The organism is Nocardia sp. NBC_00565, from assembly GCF_036345915.1.
In the GTDB taxonomy this organism is placed as follows: Bacteria; Actinomycetota; Actinomycetes; order Mycobacteriales; family Mycobacteriaceae; genus Nocardia.
Window position 1 is genome coordinate 1,582,745 of sequence record NZ_CP107785.1, and the last position, 23,749, is coordinate 1,606,493.

Here is a 23,749-nt window from a genome sequence, read left to right on the forward strand (position 1 = left end):
GGTTTGCTATCAGCTCACCCGTCCGCCGATGCGGCGGGTGAGATCGTCCGCGGTGGCGCGCACTCGAGCGGCGAGATCGGTCCAGTCGGCGTCGCAGGGCACTCGTTCGCAGTGATGCCGCAGCGTCACGCTGATCGCCGCGATCGGCCGGTGGTCGTGGTCGAAGGCCGGATAGGCGACCGAGGCGAATCCGGCGGTGACATGGCCGTCCTCGCTCGCCCAGCCGCGGCGGCGCTCGGTGGCCAGGATGGCACGCAGCGCGGCGAGACTGTTCGGCCCGCGGTCGGTGCGCCGCACGAAGGCCGCCGACGACGGGAACAGTGCCCGCACATGGGCGGCGGGCAGATGCGCGAGGATCGCGCGACCCGACGCGGTGAGCTGGGCGGGCAACCGGACGCCGACGTCGGTCACCAAGGTCTCGGGGCGCGGTGGGCGTTCCTTGATCAGGTACAGCAGCTCGTTGCCGTGCAGCACGCCGAGGTGCGCGTTGTGCCCGACCTGCCCGGCCAGCTCGCGCAGCAACGGACCGGCGACCCGCTCCAGCGGATCGTGGCGCAGGTAGGCCGAGCCCAGTTCGAAGGCGGCGATGCCGAGGCCGTAGCGCCGCTCGGCGGGCAGGCGGGTGACGAAGCGGGCCTGCTCCAGCTCCGCGAGCAGGTGATACGTCGTGGAACGCGGAATATCCAGCTCGCGCGCGAGCGCCGAGGCGGAGATCGGCCCGGCCCGGGTTGCCAGTAGCTGGAGTACGGCGAGGCCGCGCCGTAGCGCCGGGATATCACTGCTCGTTCCCATCGCACTTCCTCCCGAGCCGGTTTTGGGGCAATGTCTCGGATACCAGACAGAACCTGGTTCAGCCTCATTCTCCACTCGCCCTCGTAGCGGTGGAATGGGCCTATGCCGGATACCACGCAGTTACCGACAGTAGAGCTGGACGGGCCGCTGACCGTCGAACGCATCGTCGCCGTCGCCCGCCGCGGTGCCGCGGTCCGCTTCAGCGTGGCCGCCGAGAAGCGGCTGACCTACGCGCGTCAGCACGTCGACGCGCTGGCCGCGGGTACGGTCCCGACCTACGGAGTCTCCACCGGCTTCGGCGCGCTGGCCACCCGGCACATCCCACCGGAGAGCCGGGCGGCGCTGCAGCGGTCGCTGATCCGCTCGCATGCCGCGGGCGCTGGTGCGCCGGTGGAGACCGAGGTGGTGCGCGCCATGATGCTGTTGCGACTGCGCACGCTGGCCACCGGGCATACCGGGGTGCGGCCGGAGACTGCGACGACCTTGGCCGCCTTGATCAATGCCGGTATCACGCCGGTGGTGCACGAGTTCGGCTCGCTCGGCTGTTCCGGCGATCTCGCGCCGTTGGCGGCCGTCGCGTTGGCGCTGATGGGGGAGGGGCAGGTCACCGATGCGTCGGGTGCGCTGGTATCAGCGGCAGAAGCGTTGCGCGCCAAGGGGATCGATCCGTTGACGCTGGCCGAGAAGGAGGGCCTCGCGCTCACCAACGGTACCGACGGCATGCTCGGCATGCTGGCGCTGGCGTGCAACGACCTACGCGAATTGCTGGACGTCGCCGATATCACCGCGGCCATGAGCGTGGAGGCGCTGCTCGGCACCGACCGGGTCTTCGCCGATGACCTGCAGGCACTGCGCCCGCATCCCGGTCAGGCGCTGTCGGCGCGGCGCATCGCCGCCGCGCTCGCAGGCTCGGAAATCGTTGCCAGCCACCGGGGTCCGGATTGCAACCGGGTGCAAGACGCGTACTCACTGCGCTGCGCACCCCAGGTGCACGGCGCGGCCCGCGACACGCTCGCCCACGCCGAGACCGTCGCGGACCGGGAAATGGCTTCAGCTATCGACAATCCCGTGGTCCTGGCCGACGGCAGGCTGGAGTCCAGTGGCAACTTCCACGGTGCGCCCATCGCCTATGTCCTGGATTTCCTGGCCATTCCGGTCGCCGATGTCGCGAGCATGGCCGAGCGGCGCACCGACCGGATGCTGGATGTCGCACGCTCACACGGCCTGCCGGCCTTCCTGGCCGCCGATCCCGGTGTCGACTCGGGGCACATGATCGCCCAGTACACCCAGGCCTCGGTCGTCAGTGAACTCAAGCGCCTCGCGGTCCCGGCGTCGGTGGACTCGATTCCGAGCAGCGCCATGCAGGAGGACCACGTCTCGATGGGCTGGTCGGCGGCGCGCAAGCTGCGCAAGGCGATCGAGGGACTGACCACGGTGCTCGCGGTCGAATATCTCACCGCCGCACGCGCTTTGGACTTGCGTGCCCCGTTGCGTCCCGGACCGGCCACCGCTGCGGCCCGCGAATTATTGCGGACCGAAGTCGCGGGACCCGGACCGGACCGACACCTGGCTCCCGAGATCGCCGCCGCGACCGAACTCATCCGATCCGGCGCACTGTCGCGCGCGGTCACCCCGTACCTCGGCTCCTGACCGGGCCGCTTCTTCTTCGAGATGGAGGCAATTTCATGACACGGACGGTGCGCGCGGCGCGCGGTACGCAGTTGACGGCCAAGAATTGGCAGTCCGAGGCGGCGTTGCGGATGCTGCACAACAATCTGGATCCAGAGGTGGCCGAGCGGCCGCAGGATCTGGTCGTGTACGGCGGCACCGGTAAGGCGGCACGCAACTGGGCCAGCTTCGATGCCATCACGCGGACCCTGACCACACTGGAGGCGGACGAGACCCTGCTGGTGCAGTCGGGCAAACCCGTCGGGGTGTTCCGGACGCACGAGTGGGCGCCGCGGGTGCTGATCGCCAATTCGAATCTGGTGGGGGACTGGGCGACCTGGCCGGAGTTCCGCAGGCTGGAATCGCTCGGCCTCACGATGTACGGGCAGATGACCGCCGGGTCCTGGATCTACATCGGCACCCAGGGCATTCTGCAGGGCACCTACGAGACGTTCGCGACGGTGGCGGATAAGCGATTCGGCGGCACGCTCGCCGGAACACTCACCCTCACAGCCGGTTTGGGTGGTATGGGCGGCGCGCAGCCGTTGGCCGTCACCATGAATGGCGGGGTGGCGCTGGTCGTCGAATGCGATCCGGCCCGTGCCGAGCGCCGGGTGCACGACCGCTACCTCGACGAGATAGCCACTGATTTCGACGATGCCGTGCGCCGGGTCTCTAAGGCGCGCAAGGAGCGAAAGGCGTTGTCGGTCGGTTTGATCGGCAATGCCGCCGAGGTGCTGCCGCGTTTGCTGGCGGCGGGCGTCGAGGTCGATATCGTCACCGACCAGACCTCCGCGCACGATCCGCTGGCGTATCTGCCGCGCGGTGTCGCGCTGGAGGATTGGGCCGACTACGCGGCGAAGAAGCCCGACGAATTCACCGATCGTGCCCGCGAATCCATGGCCGAGCACGTGGACGCGATGCTCGGGTTTCTGGACCGGGGTGCGGAAGTCTTCGACTACGGCAACTCGCTGCGCGGTGAGGCCGAACTCGGTGGCTGCGAACGGGCTTTCGACTTTCCCGGATTCGTACCCGCTTACATCCGCCCGCTGTTCTGCGAAGGTAAGGGACCATTCCGCTGGGCGGCGCTGTCCGGCGATCCGGCGGATATCGCCGCCACCGACCGGGCCATGCTGGAGTTGTTCCCGGACAACGAATCCCTGCGGCGCTGGATCACCTTGGCGGGGGAACGCATTGCCTTCCAAGGACTTCCAGCCCGAATCTGCTGGCTCGGATACGGTGAACGGCAGCTGGCCGGTCTGCGTTTCAACGAGATGGTGGCCAGCGGCGAGCTGAAAGCGCCGGTGGTCATCGGCCGCGACCATCTCGACTCCGGCAGCGTCGCCTCGCCGTACCGCGAAACCGAGGCGATGGCCGATGGATCCGACGCGATCGCCGACTGGCCACTGCTCAACGCGATGGTCAATACCGCCTCCGGCGCGAGCTGGGTCTCGATCCACCACGGTGGCGGCGTCGGCATGGGTCGCTCCATCCACGCCGGACAGGTCTGCGTCGCCGACGGCACGGTATTGGCGGGGCAGAAGATCGAGCGCGTACTGACCAATGACCCCGGTATGGGCGTCATTCGGCATGTGGACGCCGGATACGATCGCGCGAGCGAGGTCGCCGACGCGCGTGGCGTGCGAATTCCCATGCGGGAGGGCGAATGACCGCGAACGGGTTGCTCGGCGAGATCGCCGATATCGGCCGGGATGCACGGCACGGCGGGTATTCCCGCCATGCGTACGACTCCGCCGAGTCGACATTGCGGGAGTGGTTCATCGAGCAGGCCGGCCGACGCGGCCTGGACGTCGAGACCGATCGCAACGGGAACATCTGGGCCTGGTGGGGGCATCCCGGATCGGGGGCAGTCGTCACCGGCAGTCATCTGGATTCGGTGCCCGGCGGTGGCGCGTTCGACGGGCCGCTCGGTGTGACGAGTGCGTTGGCCGCCGTAGATCTATTGCACACCAAGGGATTTACTCCGGCGAAGCCGCTCGCGCTGCTGGTCTTCGCGGAGGAGGAAGGCGGCCGATTCGGTGTGCCGTGTCTGGGATCCCGACTGCTCACCGGAGCCATCGACGCCGACCGCGCGCGTGCACTGCGTGACGCCGCCGGGATCACCCTCGCCGAGGCCGCGGCCAAGGCAGGGCAGGATCCGGAGCGGTTCGGTGCTGATCCGGAAGCGTTGGCGCGCATCGGCTGCTTCGTCGAATTGCATGTCGAACAGGGCCGTGGACTGATCGATCTGGACAGCCCGGTCGCCACCGGCAGCAGTATCATCGCGCACGGGCGCTACCGGTTCTCCTTCGCAGGACAGGGCAATCACGCGGGGGCGACTCGGCTGATCGATCGGCAGGATCCGATGCTGCCCGCCGCCGCGGTGATCGCCGCCGCGCGCCGCATCGCCGCCGTGACCGACGACGCCCGCGCGACCGTGGGCAAGCTGATCCCGACTCCAGGCGGCACGAACGTGATCGCCTCGACGGTCGACCTGTGGTTGGACGCGCGCGTCGCCGGTAACGGGCGCACGGCCGCATTGGTCGAGGACATCGCGGGGGCGGCACGCGAGGCCGCCGCGGCGGAAGGCTGCACGGTCACCGTTACCGAGGAATCCTATTCGGACGACGTCGTTTTCGACGACGCCCTGCGCACCCGCATGGACGGCGTCCTCGGCGGCGTCCCGTCCCTGCCCACCGGTGCGGGACACGATGCGGGCATCCTCGCCGCCCACGTGCCATCCGGGATGCTCTACGTGCGCAATCCGACCGGAATCAGCCACGCCCCCGAGGAGCTCGCCGAGCCCGCCGACGTGGACTTCGGCGCACAGAGCCTGGCCCAGGTGCTGGAGGATTTGGCGAGATGAGCGCGTACTGGGCCGAATACGCCTGGCTGCCGGACGGATTGGCCGAACGGGTGACGATCGACGTCACCGGGTCGGTGATCCACGCGGTGACGAAGGGGACCGAGCCGAACGGAAAGGTGTTGCGCGGCTTGACCGTTCCCGGTTTCGCCAACGCGCACTCACACGCCTTCCACCGGGCACTGCGCGGACGCACCCAGCACGGTCGCGGCACCTTCTGGAGCTGGCGGGAACGGATGTACGCCGTCGCCGACCGGCTGGATCCGGACTGCTACTACCGGCTCGCGCGCGGTGTCTACGCGGAGATGGTGCTCGCCGGATACACCAGTGTCGGCGAGTTCCACTACCTGCATCACGCGCCGGGTGGCGTGCCCTACACCGATCCGAACGCGATGAGCGCGGCCCTCGCGGCGGCCGCGCGGGATGCCGGAATTCGGCTCACCCTGCTCGACACCTGTTACCTCGCAGGCGTATTCGGGCGGGAGCCGGATGAGCATCAGCGCCGGTTCAGGGATCGGGATGCGGCCGCTTGGGCCGAGCGCGCCGCCGCGTTCGAACCGGAGTCGGATCTGGTGCGGACGGGGGTGGCGGCGCATTCGGTGCGCGCGGTGCCGCCGCGGGCGCTGGCGGTGGTCGCCGACCAGGCCGTCGGTCGGCCGGTGCATGTCCATCTCTCCGAACAACCCGCGGAGAACCGGGATTGCGTTGCCGCGCACGGGTGTACGCCGACCGTGCTGTTGGCGGAGGCCGGGTTGCTCGGAGCCGATACCGTGGCCGTGCACGCCACCCATGTGAGCGCCGCGGATATCCGCCTGCTCGCCGGAGCGCGGGCGCGGGCGTGCTTCTGCCCGACCACCGAACGCGATCTCGGCGACGGTATCGGTCCGGCCCGTCAACTGCTCGATGCCGGAGTTCGCCTATGTCTCGGCAGCGACAGCCACGCCGTTGTCGACGGCTTCGAGGAATGGCGTGCGCTCGAATTGAACGAGCGTCTCGCCTCGCACCGCCGCGGCTGTTTCGATCTGGCCCAGTTGTACAGTGCGGCAACCGATCACGCGTCGATCGGGTGGCCGGAGGTCGGTCGCATCGAGGCGGGGGCGGCGGCGGATCTGGTCACCGTCGACCTGGACTCGATCCGGACCGCGGGCGTCGAACCCGTCGCCGCGCTGTTCGCCGCCACGGCAAGCGATATCCGAGAAGTGCTGGTGGCTGGGCGACAGGTGGTCTGCGAGCATCGCCATACGCTGCTGGAACGGCCGCAAGCCGCACTGCAAGAAGAGATTCGGGCACTGTGTTCGCCATGAGCACGGGTTCGCCATGAGCACGGGCCGTCAGGTCGAGAATCAATCCGCGAGAGGAGATCCGTGTCGACCCTGATCACCGGTATCGGTGAACTCACCACCAACGCACCGGACGGCCCACTGCACAACGCCGCCGTCGTACTCGAGGGTGAGCACTTCGCCTGGATCGGCCCGGCAACCGCGGCTCCCGCCGCCGATCACCGAATCGACATCGGCGGCCGCGCGGCGCTTCCCGGCTGGGTGGACAGCCACACCCATCTGGTCTTCGCCGGTGACCGCACCGCCGAATTCGAGGCCAGGATGGTGGGGCAGCCGTACCACGCCGGGGGCATCGCGACCACCGTCGCCGCCACTAGAAACGCCTCGGACGACCAGCTTTCGGCCAACCTGCGCCGCCATGTGCTCGAGGCCTACCGGCAGGGCACGACCTGTCTGGAGACCAAAACCGGATACGGCCTCAGCGTGCCCGATGAGCAGCGCTCGGCCCGCATCGCCGCCACACTCGCCGACGAGGTGACCTACCTCGGCGCACATCTGGTACCGCCCGACACCGACGCGGAATCCTACGTCGAACTGGTCTGCGGCGATATGCTCGACGCGGTGGCGCCACACGTGCGCTGGGCCGATGTCTTCTGCGAGACCGGCGCTTTCGACGCGAACCAGTCCGATCGCGTCCTGCGCGCCGCCGCCGCACACGGCCTCGGACTGCGCGTGCACGGCAACCAGCTCGGCACCGGCCCCGGCGTGCAGCTGGCGGTCCGCCACGGCGCGGCCAGCGTCGACCACTGCACCTATCTCACCGACGCCGATATCGAGGCTCTCGCCGCCTCGGACACCGTCGCCACCGTCCTACCCGCCTGTGACCTGTCCACCCGCCACCCCTTGGCCCCGGCCCGCGCACTGCTCGACGCGGGTGCGACCGTCGCCCTCGCCACCAACGCCAATCCGGGCAGCTCCTACACCACCTCCATGGCCTACTGCGTCGCCACCGCAGTACTCCAAATGGGCCTCTCGGTAGCCGAGGCGGTACAGGCGGCCACCGCGGCGGGTGCGCAGGCCCTGCGCCGCGATGATGTCGGCATCATCCGAGTGGGCGCACGCGCCGATCTCCAGGTACTCGACGCCCCGTCGGTCACTCACCTCGCCTACCGTCCGGGCGTGCCGCTGACACTGGCGGTTTGGCGGCTGGGACAGCGCATCCCCGCCGCGCCGGCCGAATGGCCGGACAGCACAGCGTGATTCGTCTCAGCCCAGCACCACCGCGGGATTGCCATCCGTCCAGGTACTGTGCAGCGTCCGAAATCTTTGCAAGCCGAACGGGGTGGGCCTCAGGACTCAGCGCGGCTCGTCGAGGGCGCGCAGGGCGGCATCGACGAGAGTGCTCGCGGTGCGGGCGCATACCTCGACGGCCGTATCGGGCTCGAGGCCGCGTACGTCGATCAGCACGATGAAGGCTCCCCAGCCGACGGCGAGGGCGACGCTCGAGACGAGATCGTCGAAGTGCTGTCGGGAGATTCGGCCGCGCAGCGGGTCGAGGGCCCATTCGATCCAGCGCACCCGGAGGTAGTCGCGGCGGGGTGCGTCCTCGGCGGTCGGCGCGGGGTCGACGGTCAGCCGGACCAGCCGTCGGCCCATCGGTAGTAGGTCGGTGATCTGCGCGCCCATCGCGCGCACCAACTCGGCGATGCGTACCCGCGGATCATCGGAATGGATATGGGCGAGCGCCGCATCGGTATTCGCGCTCAGCAGGCCGATGGTGGCATCGAGCATCAGTTGATCGAGGGTGGGGAAGTGCAGGTAGACCGTGCGCCGAGAGACGTCGGCCGCCGCGGCGATGTCGTTGACCGATGGTTCGATGCCGCGCTCGAGCAGGGTCATGGAGGCCTCGACGATGGCCTTGCGGGTGCGTCGGCGTTGGGCAACGCGGCCCGACGTCAGTTGGCCGGTCTCGTCGTTGGCGGTATCGCTGACCTGGGCTCGGTGCTCGGTCATTCGCTGCTGGTCCTCCGATTGTCATCTTGACAGGACGTGCTCGGCCAAAACTATACTAGGTTGCACTTATTGCACAGGAGTGCATTTAGTACAGGGAGGAACTAAATGACCAACGGGGATCGGGGATTTGCGCTGCCATGGGTCGGCACTCGGGCACCGGCGCGGGAGCGAGTGTTATGAGCCGCCGGGCCACGGAAATACCGGGCTGCGACACCCACGACATGGTGCTCGTGCACCGGGCGTTCACCCGCGAAATCCGTTTGCTGGCAGACATTGTCGAGGTCACCTCGCCCACCGATGCCGAGCAGGTGGTGCGGGTGAGCGCGCATGGGCGCGAGATACTCACCGCGCTGCACCACCATCACCTCGGCGAGGACGAGTTGATCTGGCCGAGATTGCGTTCGGCGGAACTGGATTCGGCGCTGATAGATCGCATGCAGACCCAGCACGAAGAGATCGACGCCGTCATGCGGCGGGTCGACGCCGAACTGTCCGAGTGGGAACACCAGGGCGGTGCGGAGACGACGGATCTGCTGGTAGAGGGGCTGCTCCGGCTATCTGAGCTGCTGACCGAACATCTTCGCCTGGAGGAGGATTCGGTGCTGCCCATGGTGGCGCGGACGCTGACGCCGTCGCAATGGGACGAACTCGGCAAGCGCGGTATCGCGGCGATGCCGAAGGGGCGGGCCCTGGTGTTTCTGGGCTACATCGCCGAGGATGCCGACGCCGGGGACTGGTCGGCGTTCCAGAGTCACCTCCCGCTGCCGGTGCGCGTGCTGTACCGGCTGCTCGGGCGTCGCGGATATGCGCGTGAGGTCGCGCTGCTGCGGCGCGACCTCACCATGTCGCGGAAGGTCGCCAAGTGAAATCCGCTCGCGCGCGGTAACTCAGCGCGCGGGGAACCGGATGATCCGATCATCACCGGCGCGGACGTCACCGCGGCCGTCGGTGTTGGAGGTGGTGAGCCACAGTGCGCCGTCTCGCGCGACCGCGACCGTGCGCAGACGGCCGAGATCGGGTAGTTGGGACCGCGGCGTCCCCAGCACACCGTCGCGCAGCGGAACCGTCCACAGTCGTTCGCCACGCAACGCCGCGACATAGAGGGTGTCGCCGGAGATGGCGATACCCGACGGCGACGCCTCCGACGGCCGCCAAATGACTTGGGGATCAGTGAATCCCCGGTCGGTGCCGCCCATACCCTCGACGAGCGGCCAGCCGTAATTGCGGCCCGGCTCGATCAGATTGATCTCGTCGAAGGTGTTCTGGCCGAACTCCGCGGCGAACAGTCGCCCCGCGCGGTCCCAGGCGAGACCCTGCACATTGCGGTGGCCCATGCTGTACACGGGCGAGCCCGGGGTGGGGTTGCCCGCAGCCGCGGCGCCATCGGGTGTCAGGCGCAGGATCTTGCCATTGAGGCTCGCCGGATCCTGAGATCTGTTGCCCTGCGCCGCATCACCGGTCCCGGCATACAGCATCCCGTCCGGGCCGAAGGCGATCCGGCCACCATTGTGATTGCCGGCCTTCGCGATTCCGTCGAGGATGACCTCCGGCGGACCATCGAGCCGGAACCGCACGATCCGATTATCTTCCGCCGCAGTGAAATACGCGTACACATACCGCGATTCGGCAAAGTCCGGTGCTACGGCCAGCCCGAGCAGACCACCCTCACCCCGCGCGACGACACCCGGAACCTCGTACACCCGCTCGGGCGCGCGACCGGGCAGCACCCGCAGAATCCGCCCGGTATCCCGCTCCGCGACCAGCGCGCCACCATCCGGCAGGAAGGCCAACCCCCACGGCACCTCGACATCGCGAACGATCTCCTGCCCCGCCGCCAGATCGGGCACCCCCGACAGCGTACTCGGCGCGGTACTGGTGACGACCGCGGTCGCCCGCTCCGACTCCGAGCCGGAACCGCCACAACCCGAGACCGCGCCGATGACGAGCAAGGCGGCGACTGCGGTCCGAAGCCGCACAGCCGAACGTTCCCCTGATCTCGCGGCGGTTCCGCCGCTGACGTTGCTGTACAGGCGCATCATCCATTGACGCCCGCCCAGGGACTACTGTCAAGATCGGTGTGCGGCTCGTCGCGGGAGGGACGCCGGGATCCTGGACGGCAAGCCCGTGACCTCGCACTGGCGAGCGCCATCGCGAAGCTGTCGTTGGCGGGCGCTATCGACCGAGCTCGCGCGCGTCGACGGGCTCGGTAAGCGCTAGTTGCTGCCCGCCAGCAGGACCGCCACCAGGGCCAGCGCGCCGGGGAGGGCCTGCACGAACAGGATGCGGCGGTTGGCCGTCACGGCGCCGTAGATTCCGGCGACGACCACGCACGCGGTGAAGAAGATCATCGCGGCGAAGCCGATGGGGTCCGAGGCGATCACGCCCCAGATCAGACCGGCCGCGAGGAAACCGTTGTAGAGGCCCTGGTTGGCGGCTAAAACCTTGGTCTGCTCGGCGAACTCCACGGTGCTGCCGAAGGCCGCGCGCACCCGCGGCGTGGTCCACAGGAACATCTCCATCACCAGGATGTAGACGTGTAGTAACGCCACCAGTCCGACGAGCACCTCGGCTACTACGCGCATGAGTTGATCCCTTTCATACCGATACGGCCGTTGACGCGGCCGGTTGTGCACAGGATGGTCGATCGGCGAACGGTGCGCCCGAAGGCGCGCCCGGAGATTCCCGCGACGGTACTAACTCTTGTGCAGGGTGCCGGTGATATTTCCGAGCACGCCACTGAATCCGCCGGTGAAGCTGTAGGCCACCGATCCGTCCGGTTGCAGTTTGACCGTGGAGGTCGACCCTTCGTCCATACAGCCCGAAGCGCCACCGGAAAGCCTTGCCACGAAGGTGATCTCGGTGTCGGAGACATTGGTCAGGCGTTCGGCGCGTTCACAGCGGCTGTGCGAGGCCTGGCCGGTGTTCGCCGAGGTCGCGATCTCTGCGCCGATCTTTCCGTCGAGAATGGTCAACTCGATATCGAAGGTGGCGAGGGCGTCCCTGGCGGTTCCGGTCCAGGTGCCGACGAACGCCTGCGGCACCTCCGTGCCCGAGGCGGCTTCCGATGTCGGGGCGCTGGTAGTCGACGTGGATGTGTCCGTTTCATCGGTGGCCGGGGTGGCTGCCGTCGAACTCTCCGCAGTCGACGCGGAATCCGAGGACTTGCCGTTGAGCTGCGTACCGATGACGAACGCAACCACCGCGACGACAACACAAGCCAACACCGCGGCGATGATCAACGCGGTGCGGCGGGAGCCCTTCGGCGGCGGTGCCTGCTGCCCGTAGTAGTCGACCGAAGGCTGAGCCGGGTATGCGAGGCGTGGCTCCGACCGGTCATGCGCCGGTGGGTACGGCGCGTACACACCCGACGGGTTGGCTCGCGACATAGGGTTGCCGGATTGCCAAGCCACCGTATCGGGCGATCCGTGCTGGCCCGGCGTCTGCCCCGCCCGTGGGTATGGTCCCGAATTCGGTTGCGGCACAGGCTGAGACACGGTTGGCGCGTACCGCGACGGATCCCGCGCGGGTTGCCCGAACCCGACCTGCGGCATCTCGACGGACTCCAGATCGAGTAACGCCACTGCCCGCCTGCTGACCTCCTCCAGCACCGGCGCGGGCAGCCACCCGCCACGTTCCGGAACACCGAGTTCGGCCAACTGTTCGAGCACCTGCTGCGGCGTCGGCCGCGCCGCGACATCCTTGTTCAGGCACGCCGCGATCAACGGACGCAACCGCTCCGGCACCGCGTTCAGTCGAGGTTCTTCGTAGACCACCCGATACAGCATCTGCACCGTCTCGCCGGAGCCGAACGGCCCCTGCCCGGTCGCCGCGTAGACGAGCACGCCGCCGAGTGCGAACACATCGCCCTCGGGCCCCATCGCCGGGCCGACGACCTGTTCGGGACACATGAATCCCGGTGAGCCGATGACATTTCCGGTGGTCGTCAGCGCGCTGTCCTCGGCGGCCCTGGCGATACCGAAGTCGATCACCTTGGGCCCGTCCACCGCGAGCAGCACATTCGACGGTTTGAGATCGCGGTGCACGATCCCCGCGCCGTGTACGGCGATCAACGCCTCGGCCAGCCCGTGCGCGAGTACCAGCAGCGTGTTCTCGCTGAAGGTGCTGAATTGCTCGACCGCGTCCGTCAGCGAGAATCCGGCCACATATCCGGTCGCCAGCCACGGCGGCGTCGAATCCACATCGGCGTCGAGCACCTGCGCGGTGAACTTTCCGCCGACCCGGCGCGCCGCGGCGACCTCGCGCCGGAACCGCTCCCGGAACTCGCCGCCGATCAGATCCGGCCGGATCACCTTCACCGCGACGGTGCGCCCGCCCGCACTGCGCCCGAGGTACACCCGGCCCATGCCGCCCGCGCCGAGCAGGCCGAGTAGCCGGTAGTCCCCGATCCGTGCGGGATCGTCTGGGTCGAGCGGTCGCATCGCGAACAGGGGTCCTCTCACATGACGGCGAACAGGCAAAGGCTACCCATGGCCGTGCCCGATGTCCGCATGCACCGAGCCTCGACCATGTGATCGGACCGCGGTAGCCCCCACGTTTCGCGGCATACCGCTAGCGACTGCTTGCAGGTCGCTCGAAAGGGTCGGCTAGTCGACGGCGGCGGAAACCGGTGTCGGGGCATCCTGCCGGATCCGGCGTGCCAGCAGGTACGCGGCGATGGCGGCCGGGATATTCATCAGCACACCGTAGACCGCGGGCGGAACCGCCATCTGCGAGTTGTGCAGGACACTGGAGGCGACCGCGATGGCCAGCGCGCCGTTGTGGATGCCGATCTCCATCGCGGAGGCGATCGCCTGATCCGCCTGCACCCGGAACAGTCGCGGCACCGTGTAGCCGATGACGAAGCTCAGCGTCGACAGCAGCAGGCTGAGGGTGGCGAGTTTGCCGATGTTCTCGGTCAGCGTGTCGAACTCACGCCCCACCGCCGCCAGCACGACCAGCAGCAGCACCACCGCCGAGACGATCTTCACGTTCTTGCGCATCCGCTGCGCCCACGCGGTGAACCGCCGGTGCACCCACATGCCGAGCGCGACCGGGACCAGCACGATCGCGAACACCTGGATGAACTTGTCCGGCCGCAGCCCGATCGTGGCGTCGTCGTCCATGAACAGTGTGAACGCCAGCGTGACCACCAGCGGCAGGGTGAAGACAGCGAGGATCGAGTTGATCGCGGTCAGCGTGATATTCAGGGCCACATTGCCGCCGGCGATATGGCTGAACAGATTCGCCGATGGTCCACCGGGCGAGGCGACCAGCAGCATCACCCCGACGGCCAGTGCGCCCTCGAGCCGAAACAGATAGACCAGACCCAGGCAGATCGCGGGCAGCACCACCATCTGGCAGACCAGTGCCACCACTGCCGCTTTGGGATATCGGAGCACCCGGGCGAAGTCGTCGACGGTCAGGGTCAGCCCGAGTCCGAACATCACCAGCGCCAGGGCCAGCGGTAGGAATACGGCGAAAATCGTTGAACCCATTCAGATCTCCTCAGCACCGACTCGGTCGGGTGTCGACGTTATCGACTCACCGGCCGCGAGGCGAGCCCGGCCGTGGCGGCAACCGGGATCCGACGATGCGATGATGGTGCGCGCAGCGCGATCGAGATACTCGTCTTGACCTGAAGGGTTTTCCCTGGATGCAGACCTATCGGCTCGTATTGCTCACCCTCGGTACCGGGCTCGCCTGCCTGAGCGCCGCGTGCGGATCGGGCGACGACAGCGGCGCGGCTCCGGCCGTTCCCGGCACGACCCCGGCCGTCACCACGTCGAGTGCCGTGCCGACCGCGAAATGCGGTGTCGACCTGGCCGCGCCGGTGATCCGTTCCGCGATCGCGACCCTGCCCGCGGAGCCGATCACCAAGGTGCCGTGGTCGAGCGAACCGGCCGGTTTCGAGGGCACCTTCGATCCGTGCGTCACCCTGTCGGCGGTGATCATCACGGTGCAAGGTGCGACGGGTAGCTCACCGAACCAAGTGCTGCTGTTCCACAAGGGCGAGTTCGTCGGCACGGCGACGCGGGAGAGTCACGGATTCACCTCGCTGGACCCGGGACGGACGACCGACGACACGGTCGGCGTGAGCTACAAAACGCCCGGCAGCTGCAACGCCTGTTCCGACGGCACCAGCACGCCGGTCCAGTTCCATTGGGATGGAAAGCAAGTCCAGATGATCGGGACGCCCCCGAAGTAAGGCTTATCGCGCGCGACCGAAGATCCGGTCCATGGTCGCTCTCAGCTCAGCCGCGGGATCGCTGGGCAGCGTCGGCCTGCGCCAGGCGATGATCTGATCGGGGCGCACGAGCAGCGCGCCGGTGGGGGAGAGGCCGACGGTATCGGTCCAATCGTGGTCCAGCTCATGGACTTCGAGCGGCGGCCGCGCGGCGGCTTTCCACCCGGTTCCGGCGGGGCCGGCCAATAGCGCCCAGGCGGTGCCGATGAGGTCGAGGGTGGAGCGCCCGTCGGCCAGCCTGCGGTGGGGCAGCCGGGTGCCGGGTTGGCCGGTGAGGTCGAGGTGATCCATCGTGCTCGGGCTGCCGTCGTCGATGAGCGCGCCCGCGCGGTAGCGGTTGCCGAGGATCATGGCGATCGGGTCGGCCAGTGGGGTGGCATCGGTGGATTCGCGATTCATGGTGCGCAGGTCGGTGGTTCGGATGCTCGACTGGTCGGCGATATGCCAGCCGACCGGGTGGCGTTCCGCGTGGTAGGTGTCCAGCAGCGCGGGATCGGCTGATCTGGTCGCTGCCGGAACCGCCGGGGCGTCCGACCACGACGCTGAGCCGGGCGAGCATCCTGCGCGCGGCACTGACGGTGGCCGACGGCGAGGGCGCCCGGGCGCTGACCATGCGCCGGATCGCCACGGCGGTCGGCGCGTCGACGCCGATGTCGCTGTACCGCTATGTCGGCAGCAAGGACGGTCTGGTCGATCTGCTGATCGATGCCGTCTACAGCGAGATCGCACTGCCCGCAACGCCTTCGGGGCATTGGCGCACCGCACTCGAAGAACTCGCCCTGGCCACCTGGACGGTGATCCAGCGCCACCTCTGGTTCGGCGAACTCGTCCACACCCGTCCACCGTTGGGTCCGAATGCACTGCGCTACTTCGACTTCCGCTTCGCACTGCTGGAGCCCCTCGGCATCGCCGCCGACGAGATGACCCTGATCACCGCCGCCGTCGACGGCCATCTCATCGGCGCCGCACTACAACTCGCCGAGGAGAACCGCATGCGGACCCGCTCCGGCCTGCGTACCGAGGACGAATTGGCCGCCGCCGCGGGACCGCTGCTGGAACCGCTCCTCGCCGACGGCCGCTACCCCGCGTTCGCGCGCTGGGTCGCCGCGCGCACCACCACCGGCGGGACCGACCCTGTCGAGTGGACACTGGCGTGTCTGCTCGACGGGATCGCCGATCGCCTCGGCCTGCCGAAATAGTGGGTCAGTCCTCGGTGTCGAGCGGTACGTAGCGCACCAGGATGTTGTCGGAATCCTCGAAGGTGCGGGTTTGATAACGCCGAAACCCTGGCTTCACTTGGCAAACCGATCGGTCTTTTATGTGCCGACGGGTTCGCGGGCAACTGCGACGAACCGAGCGGACGGTACCTAGCCAAATATTCGCCAACGGATTGCTATGGTCTGGGCGCGTCACTCGGAGCGACCTTGTCTGCATGCCGTGTACCAGTCGAGAAGGGGTCAATAGTTGTCGGGGCATGAAGCGACATCAGTGCTCATCCGTGCGGTTCGGTTGGCGATCGCCACCGCCGTGGTGGTGACATCGGTGTCGATCGGCGCTGGGCCAGCGACTGCTGAGCAAACGGGCGATGGCGGTCGCGGCGAGCAGTGGACCGCCTTGTACGACGGTCCGCAGCAGTACGACGATGTCCATATCGACTCGGACGTCCCGATTCAGATGAGTGATGGCGTCGTGCTCAAGGCCAATGTGTATCGGCCCGTCGACTCGGCGAAGGCAGTGGTGGACAAGCCGTTGCCGACGATCGTGAACCTCACGCCCTATACGAAACTCCTCACCAATCTGGTCGATTCGGCGCTGGCCGTGCCCGGGCTACAGCAGTTCACCATGGATCTGGTCCGGCGGATGAATCTGTCTCGTACGCCGATCAGTGGATTCGGCGACCTGCTGCACGCACTCGACGGCGGCACCATCCAGACCGTCCTCGGCATCGACCGCAATCTGATCCGCAGCGGATACACGCTGGTGGTCGCCGATGTCCGCGGCACCGGCTTCTCCCAGGGCGCCTGGAACACCCTCGGCCAGCGCGAGCAGTTGGATACCCGCGAGGTGATCAAATGGGCCGCGGCCCAACCGTGGTCCAACGGCACCGTCGGGATGAGCGGCGGTTCTTATGCGGGTATCAACCAGCTGCGCGTCGCCGAAGATGCCCCTGCCCCACTGAAGGCCATCTTCCCCGTCGAGGCCGGCAGCGATCTGATGCGTGATGTGGTCGCGCCGGGCGGTGGCGTCGGCACCACCTTCCTGCCGCTGTGGCTCAGCAATGTGAACCAGACGAAGCTGATTCCGGACGTGCAATCGATGCTCAACGGCACCTTCGACTGGAAGTGGTTCGAGGCGCGGATGGCCGATCCGGCAACGAATACCGATCTGCTGACCCAGGCGCTGCTCACGCCGTCACTGGACGATGTTCCGCCGGCATTGGCCGAGGCGCTCGACGGCAAGAGCGATTTCCGACAGGGGATTCTGGGGCATCCGGAGCGAATCACGGTGCCCACCTTCGTCTATGGCGGCTGGCACGATATTTTCGCCAACAGCGCGGCCAAGATCTACAACGCGATCCCGTTGCCCGCGGCGAAGAAGCAGTTGGTGATCGGCGATACCTACCATGCGAATCCGGGTGCGGGCACCGGCGCGGCCGGAGCGCCACCGCGGCTGGAGGTGTTGCAGCGGGTGTGGTTCGACAAGTGGCTCAAGGGCATCGACAACGGAATCGGCGACTTCGGTCCGGTCACCCTGTGGGAGCAGGGTGCGGCCTGGAAGACGATGCGGACGTTCCCGGAACCCGGTGTGACGCATCGCCGTATCTACCTGTCATCCGCGACCAGCGGCACCGCCGAGCACGCCTTGCGCGACGGATCGCTGACGACGAAGCGGCCGCAAGAGCGTAATTCGCTCGAGATAGCGCCCGGACTGACGACCGTGTGCTCGCGCGACGCCGCCCAAGGCTCCGCCGGACTGGCCGCGCCACTGGATATGTGCGCCAAGGACTCCCGCATCGCCGAATCCAACGCCTTGACCTTCACCAGCGCGAAGGTCGCCAAACAGACGGTGATCTCCGGCCCGATCAATGTGCACCTCAATACCGTGCACGATGCGACGGACGGATACTGGAGCGTCACCGTGAACGATGTCGCGCCCGACAACACCTCGACCGTACTCAGCGCCGGCCAGCTCACCGCATCGATGCGCGCCGTTGTCGATTCGAAGAGCGCCCGCTCGGCGAATGGTGATTACACCGCCCCGTACAACCCGATCACCCTGGACACCCTGCTGCCCGTTGTGCCGGGCAAGCCCGTCGCCCTCGATGTCGCGGTCATCCCGACGCAGGCCGTGCTGCAGCCCGGCCATCGGCTCCGCGTGGACGTCTTCGCCGGAAACGCGCCGAAGGCATTGGCTTTCCGGCCCATGCTCAACAACACCGAACTCAAACCGCAGTATCTGCTGCTCGATCCGACCGTCCCGAGCTTCGTCAACCTGCCCACCAACCGGCCCATCGACTGACCCTCGATCCACGGCCCGAAAGATCCGGTCGGTCGAATTGTTGCCGAAAGTCTTGACGCGGGCGGGCTCCGGGAGTTATTCTATTTACGGGAAGCAATTTGGCGGGGTTTTGGCGTGGGCGAAAGATTTGCCTTTCTGCACTCGACATTCAGCGAGTATGCGTGTAATTTCGGACGTTGCGCTGGCTGCCTCCCGTCCACCTCGCGAACCGATCGTTGGCAAACATCATCGATGACGTGATGTTTCTTCGTGCGTACGCGAGTTTCGCTCGAGTGGGTATCCAGGGCGAAATTCGTCAGTAGACAAGCGATGATCGCGCGATGCCGCGATCCGCGTGAGGGGAAGGACGCACCTTGTCGGTCTCGAGCCAGACGGTCGCCAACAAAAACCAGGTAGTCGCCGGTGTACCCGGCGCGCCGAAGCGGATTTCGTTCGCCAAGATTCGGGAACCGCTGGAAGTGCCGGGTTTGCTCGATGTGCAAACCGATTCGTTCGAATGGTTGATCGGCGCGCCGGAATGGCGGACCCGCGCCGCCGCGCGCGGCCAGGACAACTCGAGCGGTGGCCTGGAGGAGGTGCTCGAGGAGCTGTCGCCGATCGAGGATTTCTCGGGCTCGATGTCGCTGTCTTTCTCGGATCCTCGTTTCGAGGAGGTCAAGGCCTCCATCGACGAGTGCAAAGACAAAGATATGACCTACGCGGCGCCGTTGTTCGTCACCGCTGAGTTCATCAACAACAACACCGGTGAGATCAAGAGCCAGACGGTCTTCATGGGTGATTTCCCGATGATGACCGATAAGGGCACATTCATCATCAATGGCACCGAGCGCGTCGTTGTTTCGCAGCTGGTGCGTTCGCCGGGTGTGTACTTCGGTCACAGCGTCGACAAGGCCACGGAGAAGAATCTGCACAGTGTGCGGGTCATTCCGTCGCGCGGGGCTTGGCTGGAGTTCGATATCGACAAGCGCGACACCGTCGGTGTGCGTATCGACCGCAAGCGACGCCAGCCCGTGACGGTCTTCCTGAAGGCGCTCGGCTGGAGCGCCGAGCAGATCACAGAACGTTTCGGGTTCTCCGAAGTCATGATGTCGACGCTGGAGAAGGACAACACCGTCGGCACTGACGACGCACTGCTCGACATCCATCGCAAGCTGCGTCCGGGTGAGCCGCCGACCAAGGAGTCCGCGCAGGCACTGTTGGAGAACCTGTTCTTCAAGGAGAAGCGCTACGACCTGGCGCGTGTCGGTCGCTACAAGATGAACAAAAAGCTCGGCATCGGTACCACGTCGGCAACAGTGTTGACCGAAGAGGATCTGATCGCCACCCTCGAGTACCTCCTCCGCCTGCACGCGCGCGACAAGACCATGACGGTGCCCGGCGGTGTCGAAGTTCCGGTCGACGTCGATGACATCGACCACTTCGGCAACCGTCGCCTGCGTGTCGTCGGCGAGCTGATCCAGAACCAGATCCGGATCGGCCTGTCTCGCATGGAGCGCGTGGTCCGCGAGCGGATGACCACTCAGGACGTCGAGGCGATCACGCCGCAGACCCTGATCAATATCCGCCCGGTCACCGCCGCGATCAAGGAGTTCTTCGGAACCTCGCAGCAGTCGGTGTTCATGGACCAGAACAACCCGCTCTCGGGTCTGACCAACAAGCGTCGTCTCTCGGCGCTGGGCCCGGGTGGTCTGTCCCGTGAGCGGGCCAGCCTCGAGGTGCGCGACGTGCACCACAGCCACTACGGCCGCATGTGCCCGATCGAGACTCCGGAAGGCCCGAATATCGGCCTGATCGGCTATCTCTCGGTGTACGCGCGAGTCAATCCGTTCGGCTTCATCGAGACGCCGTACCGAAAGGTCGTCGGCGGCAAGGTTACCGACGATGTGGACTACCTCACCGCGGATGAAGAGGAGCGGTTCGTCCGCGCGCAGGCCAACTCGCTGGTCGGGGTGGACGGACAGCTCCTGGAGGACAAGATCCTCGTACGACGATTCGGCGAAGAGGTCGAGTCCGTCTCGCCCGCCGAGGTCGACTACATGGATGTCTCCCCGCGGCAGATGGTTTCGGTCGCGACCGCGATGATCCCGTTCCTCGAACACGACGACGCCAACCGCGCCCTGATGGGTGCGAACATGCAGCGCCAGGCCGTGCCGCTGATCCGTTCCGAGGCCCCGATCGTGGGCACCGGTATGGAGCTGCGCGCCGCGGTCGACTCGGGTGATGTCGTCGTCAGTGCGAAAGGCGGTGTGGTCGAGGAGGTCTCGGCCGACTACATCACCGTGATGGCCGACGACGGCACCCGCAAGAGCTACCGACTCCGTAAATTCGCCCGCTCGAACCAGGGCAACTGCGTCAACCAGCGCCCGATCGTGGACGAGGGGCAAACCGTGGCGGCCGGGCAGGTTCTCGCCGATGGTCCGTGCACCGAGAACGGTGAGATGGCGCTGGGCAAGAACCTGCTCGTCGCGATCATGCCGTGGGAGGGCCACAACTACGAGGACGCGATCATCCTGTCGCAGCGCCTCGTGGAAGAGGACGTCCTGACCTCGATCCACATCGAGGAGCACGAAATCGACGCCCGCGACACCAAACTCGGTGCCGAGGAGATAACCCGCGACATTCCCAATGTCTCCGACGAGGTCCTGGCCGATCTCGATGAGCGCGGCATCGTGCGTATCGGCGCCGAGGTGCGCCATGGCGACATCCTGGTCGGCAAGGTCACGCCCAAGGGGGAGACCGAGCTGACCCCGGAGGAGCGGTTGCTGCGCGCGATCTTCGGTGAGAAGGCGCGCGAAGTCCGCGACACCTCGCTGAAGGTGCCACATGGTCAGTCCGGCAAGGTGATCGGTATTCGGGTGTTCTCGCGTGAGGACGACGACGATCTGCCTCCGGGTGTGAATGAGCTGGTGCGCGTGTACGTGGCGCAGAAGCGCAAGATCCAGGACGGCGACAAGCTCGCCGGTCGCCACGGCAACAAGGGTGTTATCGGCAAGATCCTCGCGACCGAGGACATGCCGTTCATGCCCGATGGCACTCCGGTGGACATCATCCTGAACACCCATGGTGTGCCGCGTCGTATGAACATCGGCCAGATCTTGGAGACCCACCTCGGGTGGATCGGCAAGGCGGGCTGGGAGATTCAGGGCACACCGGATTGGGCGCGGGCACTGCCCGCGCAAATGCAAGCCGTGCCTGCGAACAGCAATCTCGCCACCCCGGTCTTCGACGGCGCGCGCGAGGAAGAACTCGCCGGTCTGCTCGGATGCACCCTGCCGAACCGCGACGGCGAGGTGATGGTCGGTGCGGACGGCAAGTCGACGCTGTTCGACGGCCGTTCCGGTGAGCCCTTCCCATACCCGGTTGCGGTCGGCTACATGTACATCCTGAAGCTGCACCACCTGGTCGACGACAAGATCCACGCCCGTTCGACCGGCCCGTACTCGATGATCACCCAGCAGCCGCTCGGTGGTAAGGCGCAGTTCGGTGGTCAGCGCTTCGGTGAGATGGAGTGCTGGGCCATGCAGGCCTACGGTGCGGCGTACACGCTGCAGGAGCTGCTCACCATCAAATCCGACGACATCGCGGGACGCGTGAAGGTCTACGAGGCGATCGTCAAGGGCGAGAACATTCCGGAGCCGGGCATTCCGGAATCCTTCAAGGTGCTCCTCAAGGAACTCCAGTCGCTGTGCCTCAACGTCGAGGTGCTCTCCGCCGAAGGCGCCACGATCGAAATGCGCGATACCGACGACGACATCGACCGGGCGGCCGCGAACCTGGGCATCAACCTCTCCCGCAACGAAGCCGCCACCGTGGACGACCTACCGATCTGAGATCGCCGCACCAGGTGAGTCAGCGCGGACTCGGGTCACGGCCGGGGATAGGTTGGTCCTCGGTAGTGGTGGCTGGTGAGTGGAGGTGGCGTGACCGAACGGTCTGTTTCGCCGGTTGTTGTCGTGATGGGTGTTTCCGGCAGCGGTAAGTCCACCGTCGGCAGCCGTCTCGCCGAGGCGCTGCACGTCGACTATGCCGAGGGCGATGATTTCCATCCGGCGGCCAATGTCGCGAAGATGGCGGCCGGTATTCCGTTGACGGATGCGGACCGCGCGCCCTGGCTGGACATCGTGGCCGGATGGCTCGGTGAACACCAGGGTCGCGGCGGTGTGGTCACCTGCTCGGCGCTCAAGCGGGTCTATCGGGATCGGCTGCGGGCCGCTGCGCCGAGCGCGTTCTTCCTGCACCTGGCCGTGCCGCACGACGAACTGGCCCGCCGCATGGCCACCCGGAGCGGCCATTTCATGCCGCCGACGCTGCTCGATTCGCAGCTGGCGGCATTGGAACCGCTGGCTTCCGATGAACACGGCGTTGCCGTGGACGCGACCCGCGACCCCGCCGAGTTGATTCGGGAAGCAACGGCGGTGCTGGGACCGAGCTAGCGGATCGAATTTCGATCGGACGGGGTTCGTGGTCGGGTGATGCGCGTGGCCAACCAGATGATGGCCACGATCAGCAGTGGGACGATCAGCAGCAGAGGTATGGTCGCCGCGCCCGCGATCGGATGCAGCCAGCCCGCGACGTTGTCGCATACCGCGTCGATCAGCCCACGAGCCAACTCCGCCACTGGAGAGTGCTCGTCCGGCCCGGCAGTGGAGTGGTCCGGCCATCGGTTCACGGCAACACCCTACGACATCGGACCGTGATGTCACGTATATGCGCGCCCAGATACTCAGCAACCTCACAGCACAAAATCTGCAATCGTGTAGGTATGACGAATCGCGACTCGCCGCGTCCCGTACCGATCTGGTGCGTCGTCGCCCTGGTAGCGGTGGTGGTCGGCACCACCGCGAGCGTGCTGGGCGAGGGCGGCATCACCGCGATCGACCAGCCGGGCACGGACTGGGTGGTGCAGCGTCGCGATGGGGTTGTAACTCCGATCGCGATCGCGATCAGTGCTGTGGGCGGCACCCTGCCGATGGCCGCACTGGCCGTCGTGATGTGCCTTACACTCGCCTGGAGTGGGCGTTGGCCGGAGGCGGGGCTGGCCGGGTTCGCCACCGCGGGGTCCGGAATTCTCGTGGTGGTCGGCAAGCACCTGGTCGGCCGCACCCGACCGCCCGAGGCAGACCGTCTCGTCACCGCGACCAATCCGGCATTCCCGTCCGGGCACAGTCTCGGGTCGATCGTGGTGATCGGAGTGCTTGCTGTGGTGGTGCTTTCGCGACTACAGCGCCCGGCCGCGCGCCGGACCGCCATGACCACGGCATCGGTATTCGTTGTGGCCGTCGGGCTTTCCCGGTGGTATCTCGGCGTGCACTGGCCGACCGATATCCTCGGCGGCTGGTGTATCGGCGCGCTGTGGCTGGCGCTCTGTCT

At 67.0% G+C, this 23,749-nt stretch carries 19 protein-coding genes and 1 pseudogene; 12 read left to right on the forward strand and 8 right to left on the reverse strand.

The features are described from left to right. Window positions 1–9 precede the first annotated feature (9 nt). The gene (locus tag OG874_RS07675; protein ID WP_330254418.1) at window positions 10–792 is read right to left on the reverse strand and encodes an IclR family transcriptional regulator; all 783 of its coding nucleotides are present in this window, start codon (window positions 790–792) and stop codon (window positions 10–12) included. Window positions 793–894: 102 nt separating this feature from the next. Here OG874_RS07675 and hutH point away from each other — a divergent pair, with 102 nt between their 5' ends. Genes hutH through hutI form a run of 5 tightly spaced genes read left to right on the forward strand, consistent with a single transcriptional unit; the run spans window position 895 to window position 7,863 of the window. Next, window positions 895–2,442: a histidine ammonia-lyase gene (hutH, locus tag OG874_RS07680; protein ID WP_330254419.1), complete on the forward strand. Its 1,548-nt coding sequence runs from the start codon at window positions 895–897 to the stop codon at window positions 2,440–2,442. A 35-nt stretch (window positions 2,443–2,477) separates the two neighbouring features. After that, window positions 2,478–4,130 (forward strand): urocanate hydratase, encoded by a 1,653-nt coding sequence (gene hutU / locus OG874_RS07685; protein ID WP_330254420.1) that lies wholly within the window; start codon window positions 2,478–2,480, stop codon window positions 4,128–4,130. Further along, on the forward strand, window positions 4,127–5,326 hold the full coding sequence (locus OG874_RS07690) for an allantoate amidohydrolase (RefSeq protein WP_330254421.1): 1,200 nt from the start codon (window positions 4,127–4,129) through the stop codon (window positions 5,324–5,326). The genes hutU and OG874_RS07690 overlap by 4 nt, the downstream gene beginning before the upstream one ends. Continuing rightward, window positions 5,323–6,627: a formimidoylglutamate deiminase gene (locus OG874_RS07695; protein ID WP_330254422.1), complete on the forward strand. Its 1,305-nt coding sequence runs from the start codon at window positions 5,323–5,325 to the stop codon at window positions 6,625–6,627. Before OG874_RS07690 ends, OG874_RS07695 begins: the two co-directional genes overlap by 4 nt. A 60-nt stretch (window positions 6,628–6,687) precedes the next feature. Then, window positions 6,688–7,863, forward strand: a complete 1,176-nt coding sequence (gene hutI / locus OG874_RS07700) for an imidazolonepropionase (RefSeq protein ID WP_330254423.1) — start codon at window positions 6,688–6,690, stop codon at window positions 7,861–7,863. Between the two features lie 96 nt (window positions 7,864–7,959). Here the strand turns inward: hutI and OG874_RS07705 are convergent, their stop codons facing one another. Then, a complete protein-coding gene (locus OG874_RS07705) occupies window positions 7,960–8,616 on the reverse strand; it encodes a TetR/AcrR family transcriptional regulator (protein ID WP_330254424.1) in 657 nt (218 codons plus the stop codon). Window positions 8,617–8,792: 176 nt separating this feature from the next. On the opposite strand from OG874_RS07705, the gene OG874_RS07710 reads away from it, so the two are divergent. Further along, window positions 8,793–9,482: a hemerythrin domain-containing protein gene (locus tag OG874_RS07710; RefSeq protein WP_330254425.1), complete on the forward strand. Its 690-nt coding sequence runs from the start codon at window positions 8,793–8,795 to the stop codon at window positions 9,480–9,482. A 21-nt stretch (window positions 9,483–9,503) separates the two neighbouring features. On the opposite strand, the gene OG874_RS07715 is transcribed toward OG874_RS07710, so the two are convergent. The 4 genes from OG874_RS07715 to OG874_RS07730 all read right to left on the reverse strand — a co-directional run bounded on the left by OG874_RS07715 (window position 9,504) and on the right by OG874_RS07730 (window position 14,111). Further along, on the reverse strand, window positions 9,504–10,592 hold the full coding sequence (locus OG874_RS07715) for a PQQ-dependent sugar dehydrogenase (protein ID WP_442943307.1): 1,089 nt from the start codon (window positions 10,590–10,592) through the stop codon (window positions 9,504–9,506). Between the two features lie 237 nt (window positions 10,593–10,829). Beyond that, entirely contained in the window at window positions 10,830–11,198 is a 369-nt protein-coding gene (locus tag OG874_RS07720; protein WP_330254426.1) for a DUF1304 domain-containing protein, read from the reverse strand. A 111-nt stretch (window positions 11,199–11,309) separates the two neighbouring features. Next, on the reverse strand, window positions 11,310–13,055 hold the full coding sequence (locus OG874_RS07725) for a serine/threonine-protein kinase (RefSeq protein ID WP_330254427.1): 1,746 nt from the start codon (window positions 13,053–13,055) through the stop codon (window positions 11,310–11,312). A 165-nt stretch (window positions 13,056–13,220) separates the two neighbouring features. Continuing rightward, a complete protein-coding gene (locus OG874_RS07730) occupies window positions 13,221–14,111 on the reverse strand; it encodes a bile acid:sodium symporter family protein (RefSeq protein WP_330254428.1) in 891 nt (296 codons plus the stop codon). A gap of 158 nt (window positions 14,112–14,269) precedes the next feature. Between OG874_RS07730 and OG874_RS07735 the strand changes: the two genes are divergently transcribed. After that, window positions 14,270–14,821 carry an LppP/LprE family lipoprotein gene (locus OG874_RS07735; protein WP_330254429.1) on the forward strand — a complete coding sequence of 184 codons (552 nt, stop codon included), beginning with the start codon at window positions 14,270–14,272 and terminating at the stop codon, window positions 14,819–14,821. Window positions 14,822–14,824: 3 nt separating this feature from the next. On the opposite strand, the gene OG874_RS07740 is transcribed toward OG874_RS07735, so the two are convergent. Next, the gene (locus OG874_RS07740) at window positions 14,825–15,433 is read right to left on the reverse strand and encodes an aromatic-ring hydroxylase C-terminal domain-containing protein (RefSeq protein WP_330254430.1); all 609 of its coding nucleotides are present in this window, start codon (window positions 15,431–15,433) and stop codon (window positions 14,825–14,827) included. Window positions 15,434–15,438: 5 nt separating this feature from the next. Between OG874_RS07740 and OG874_RS07745 the strand changes: the two genes are divergently transcribed. The 4 genes from OG874_RS07745 to OG874_RS07760 all read left to right on the forward strand — a co-directional run bounded on the left by OG874_RS07745 (window position 15,439) and on the right by OG874_RS07760 (window position 22,812). Continuing rightward, on the forward strand, window positions 15,439–16,059 hold the full coding sequence (locus tag OG874_RS07745) for a TetR/AcrR family transcriptional regulator C-terminal domain-containing protein (protein ID WP_330254431.1): 621 nt from the start codon (window positions 15,439–15,441) through the stop codon (window positions 16,057–16,059). A 265-nt stretch (window positions 16,060–16,324) separates the two neighbouring features. After that, window positions 16,325–18,379: a CocE/NonD family hydrolase gene (locus OG874_RS07750; RefSeq protein ID WP_330254432.1), complete on the forward strand. Its 2,055-nt coding sequence runs from the start codon at window positions 16,325–16,327 to the stop codon at window positions 18,377–18,379. 353 nt (window positions 18,380–18,732) lie between these two features. Further along, complete coding sequence (gene rpoB, locus OG874_RS07755) at window positions 18,733–22,209, forward strand: DNA-directed RNA polymerase subunit beta (protein ID WP_330254433.1); 3,477 nt, start codon at window positions 18,733–18,735, stop codon at window positions 22,207–22,209. Window positions 22,210–22,335: 126 nt separating this feature from the next. After that, window positions 22,336–22,812 carry a gluconokinase gene (locus tag OG874_RS07760; RefSeq protein ID WP_330257216.1) on the forward strand — a complete coding sequence of 159 codons (477 nt, stop codon included), beginning with the start codon at window positions 22,336–22,338 and terminating at the stop codon, window positions 22,810–22,812. Here the strand turns inward: OG874_RS07760 and OG874_RS07765 are convergent. Further along, on the reverse strand, window positions 22,809–23,048 hold the full coding sequence (locus OG874_RS07765; RefSeq protein ID WP_330254434.1) for a hypothetical protein: 240 nt from the start codon (window positions 23,046–23,048) through the stop codon (window positions 22,809–22,811). The two genes, OG874_RS07760 and OG874_RS07765, sit on opposite strands and share 4 nt — an antisense overlap. Before the next feature lie 321 nt (window positions 23,049–23,369). Here OG874_RS07765 and OG874_RS07770 point away from each other — a divergent pair. Continuing rightward, window positions 23,370–23,705, forward strand: a pseudogene (locus OG874_RS07770) (phosphatase PAP2 family protein); the annotation flags it as partial. Window positions 23,706–23,749: the final 44 nt, after the last annotated feature.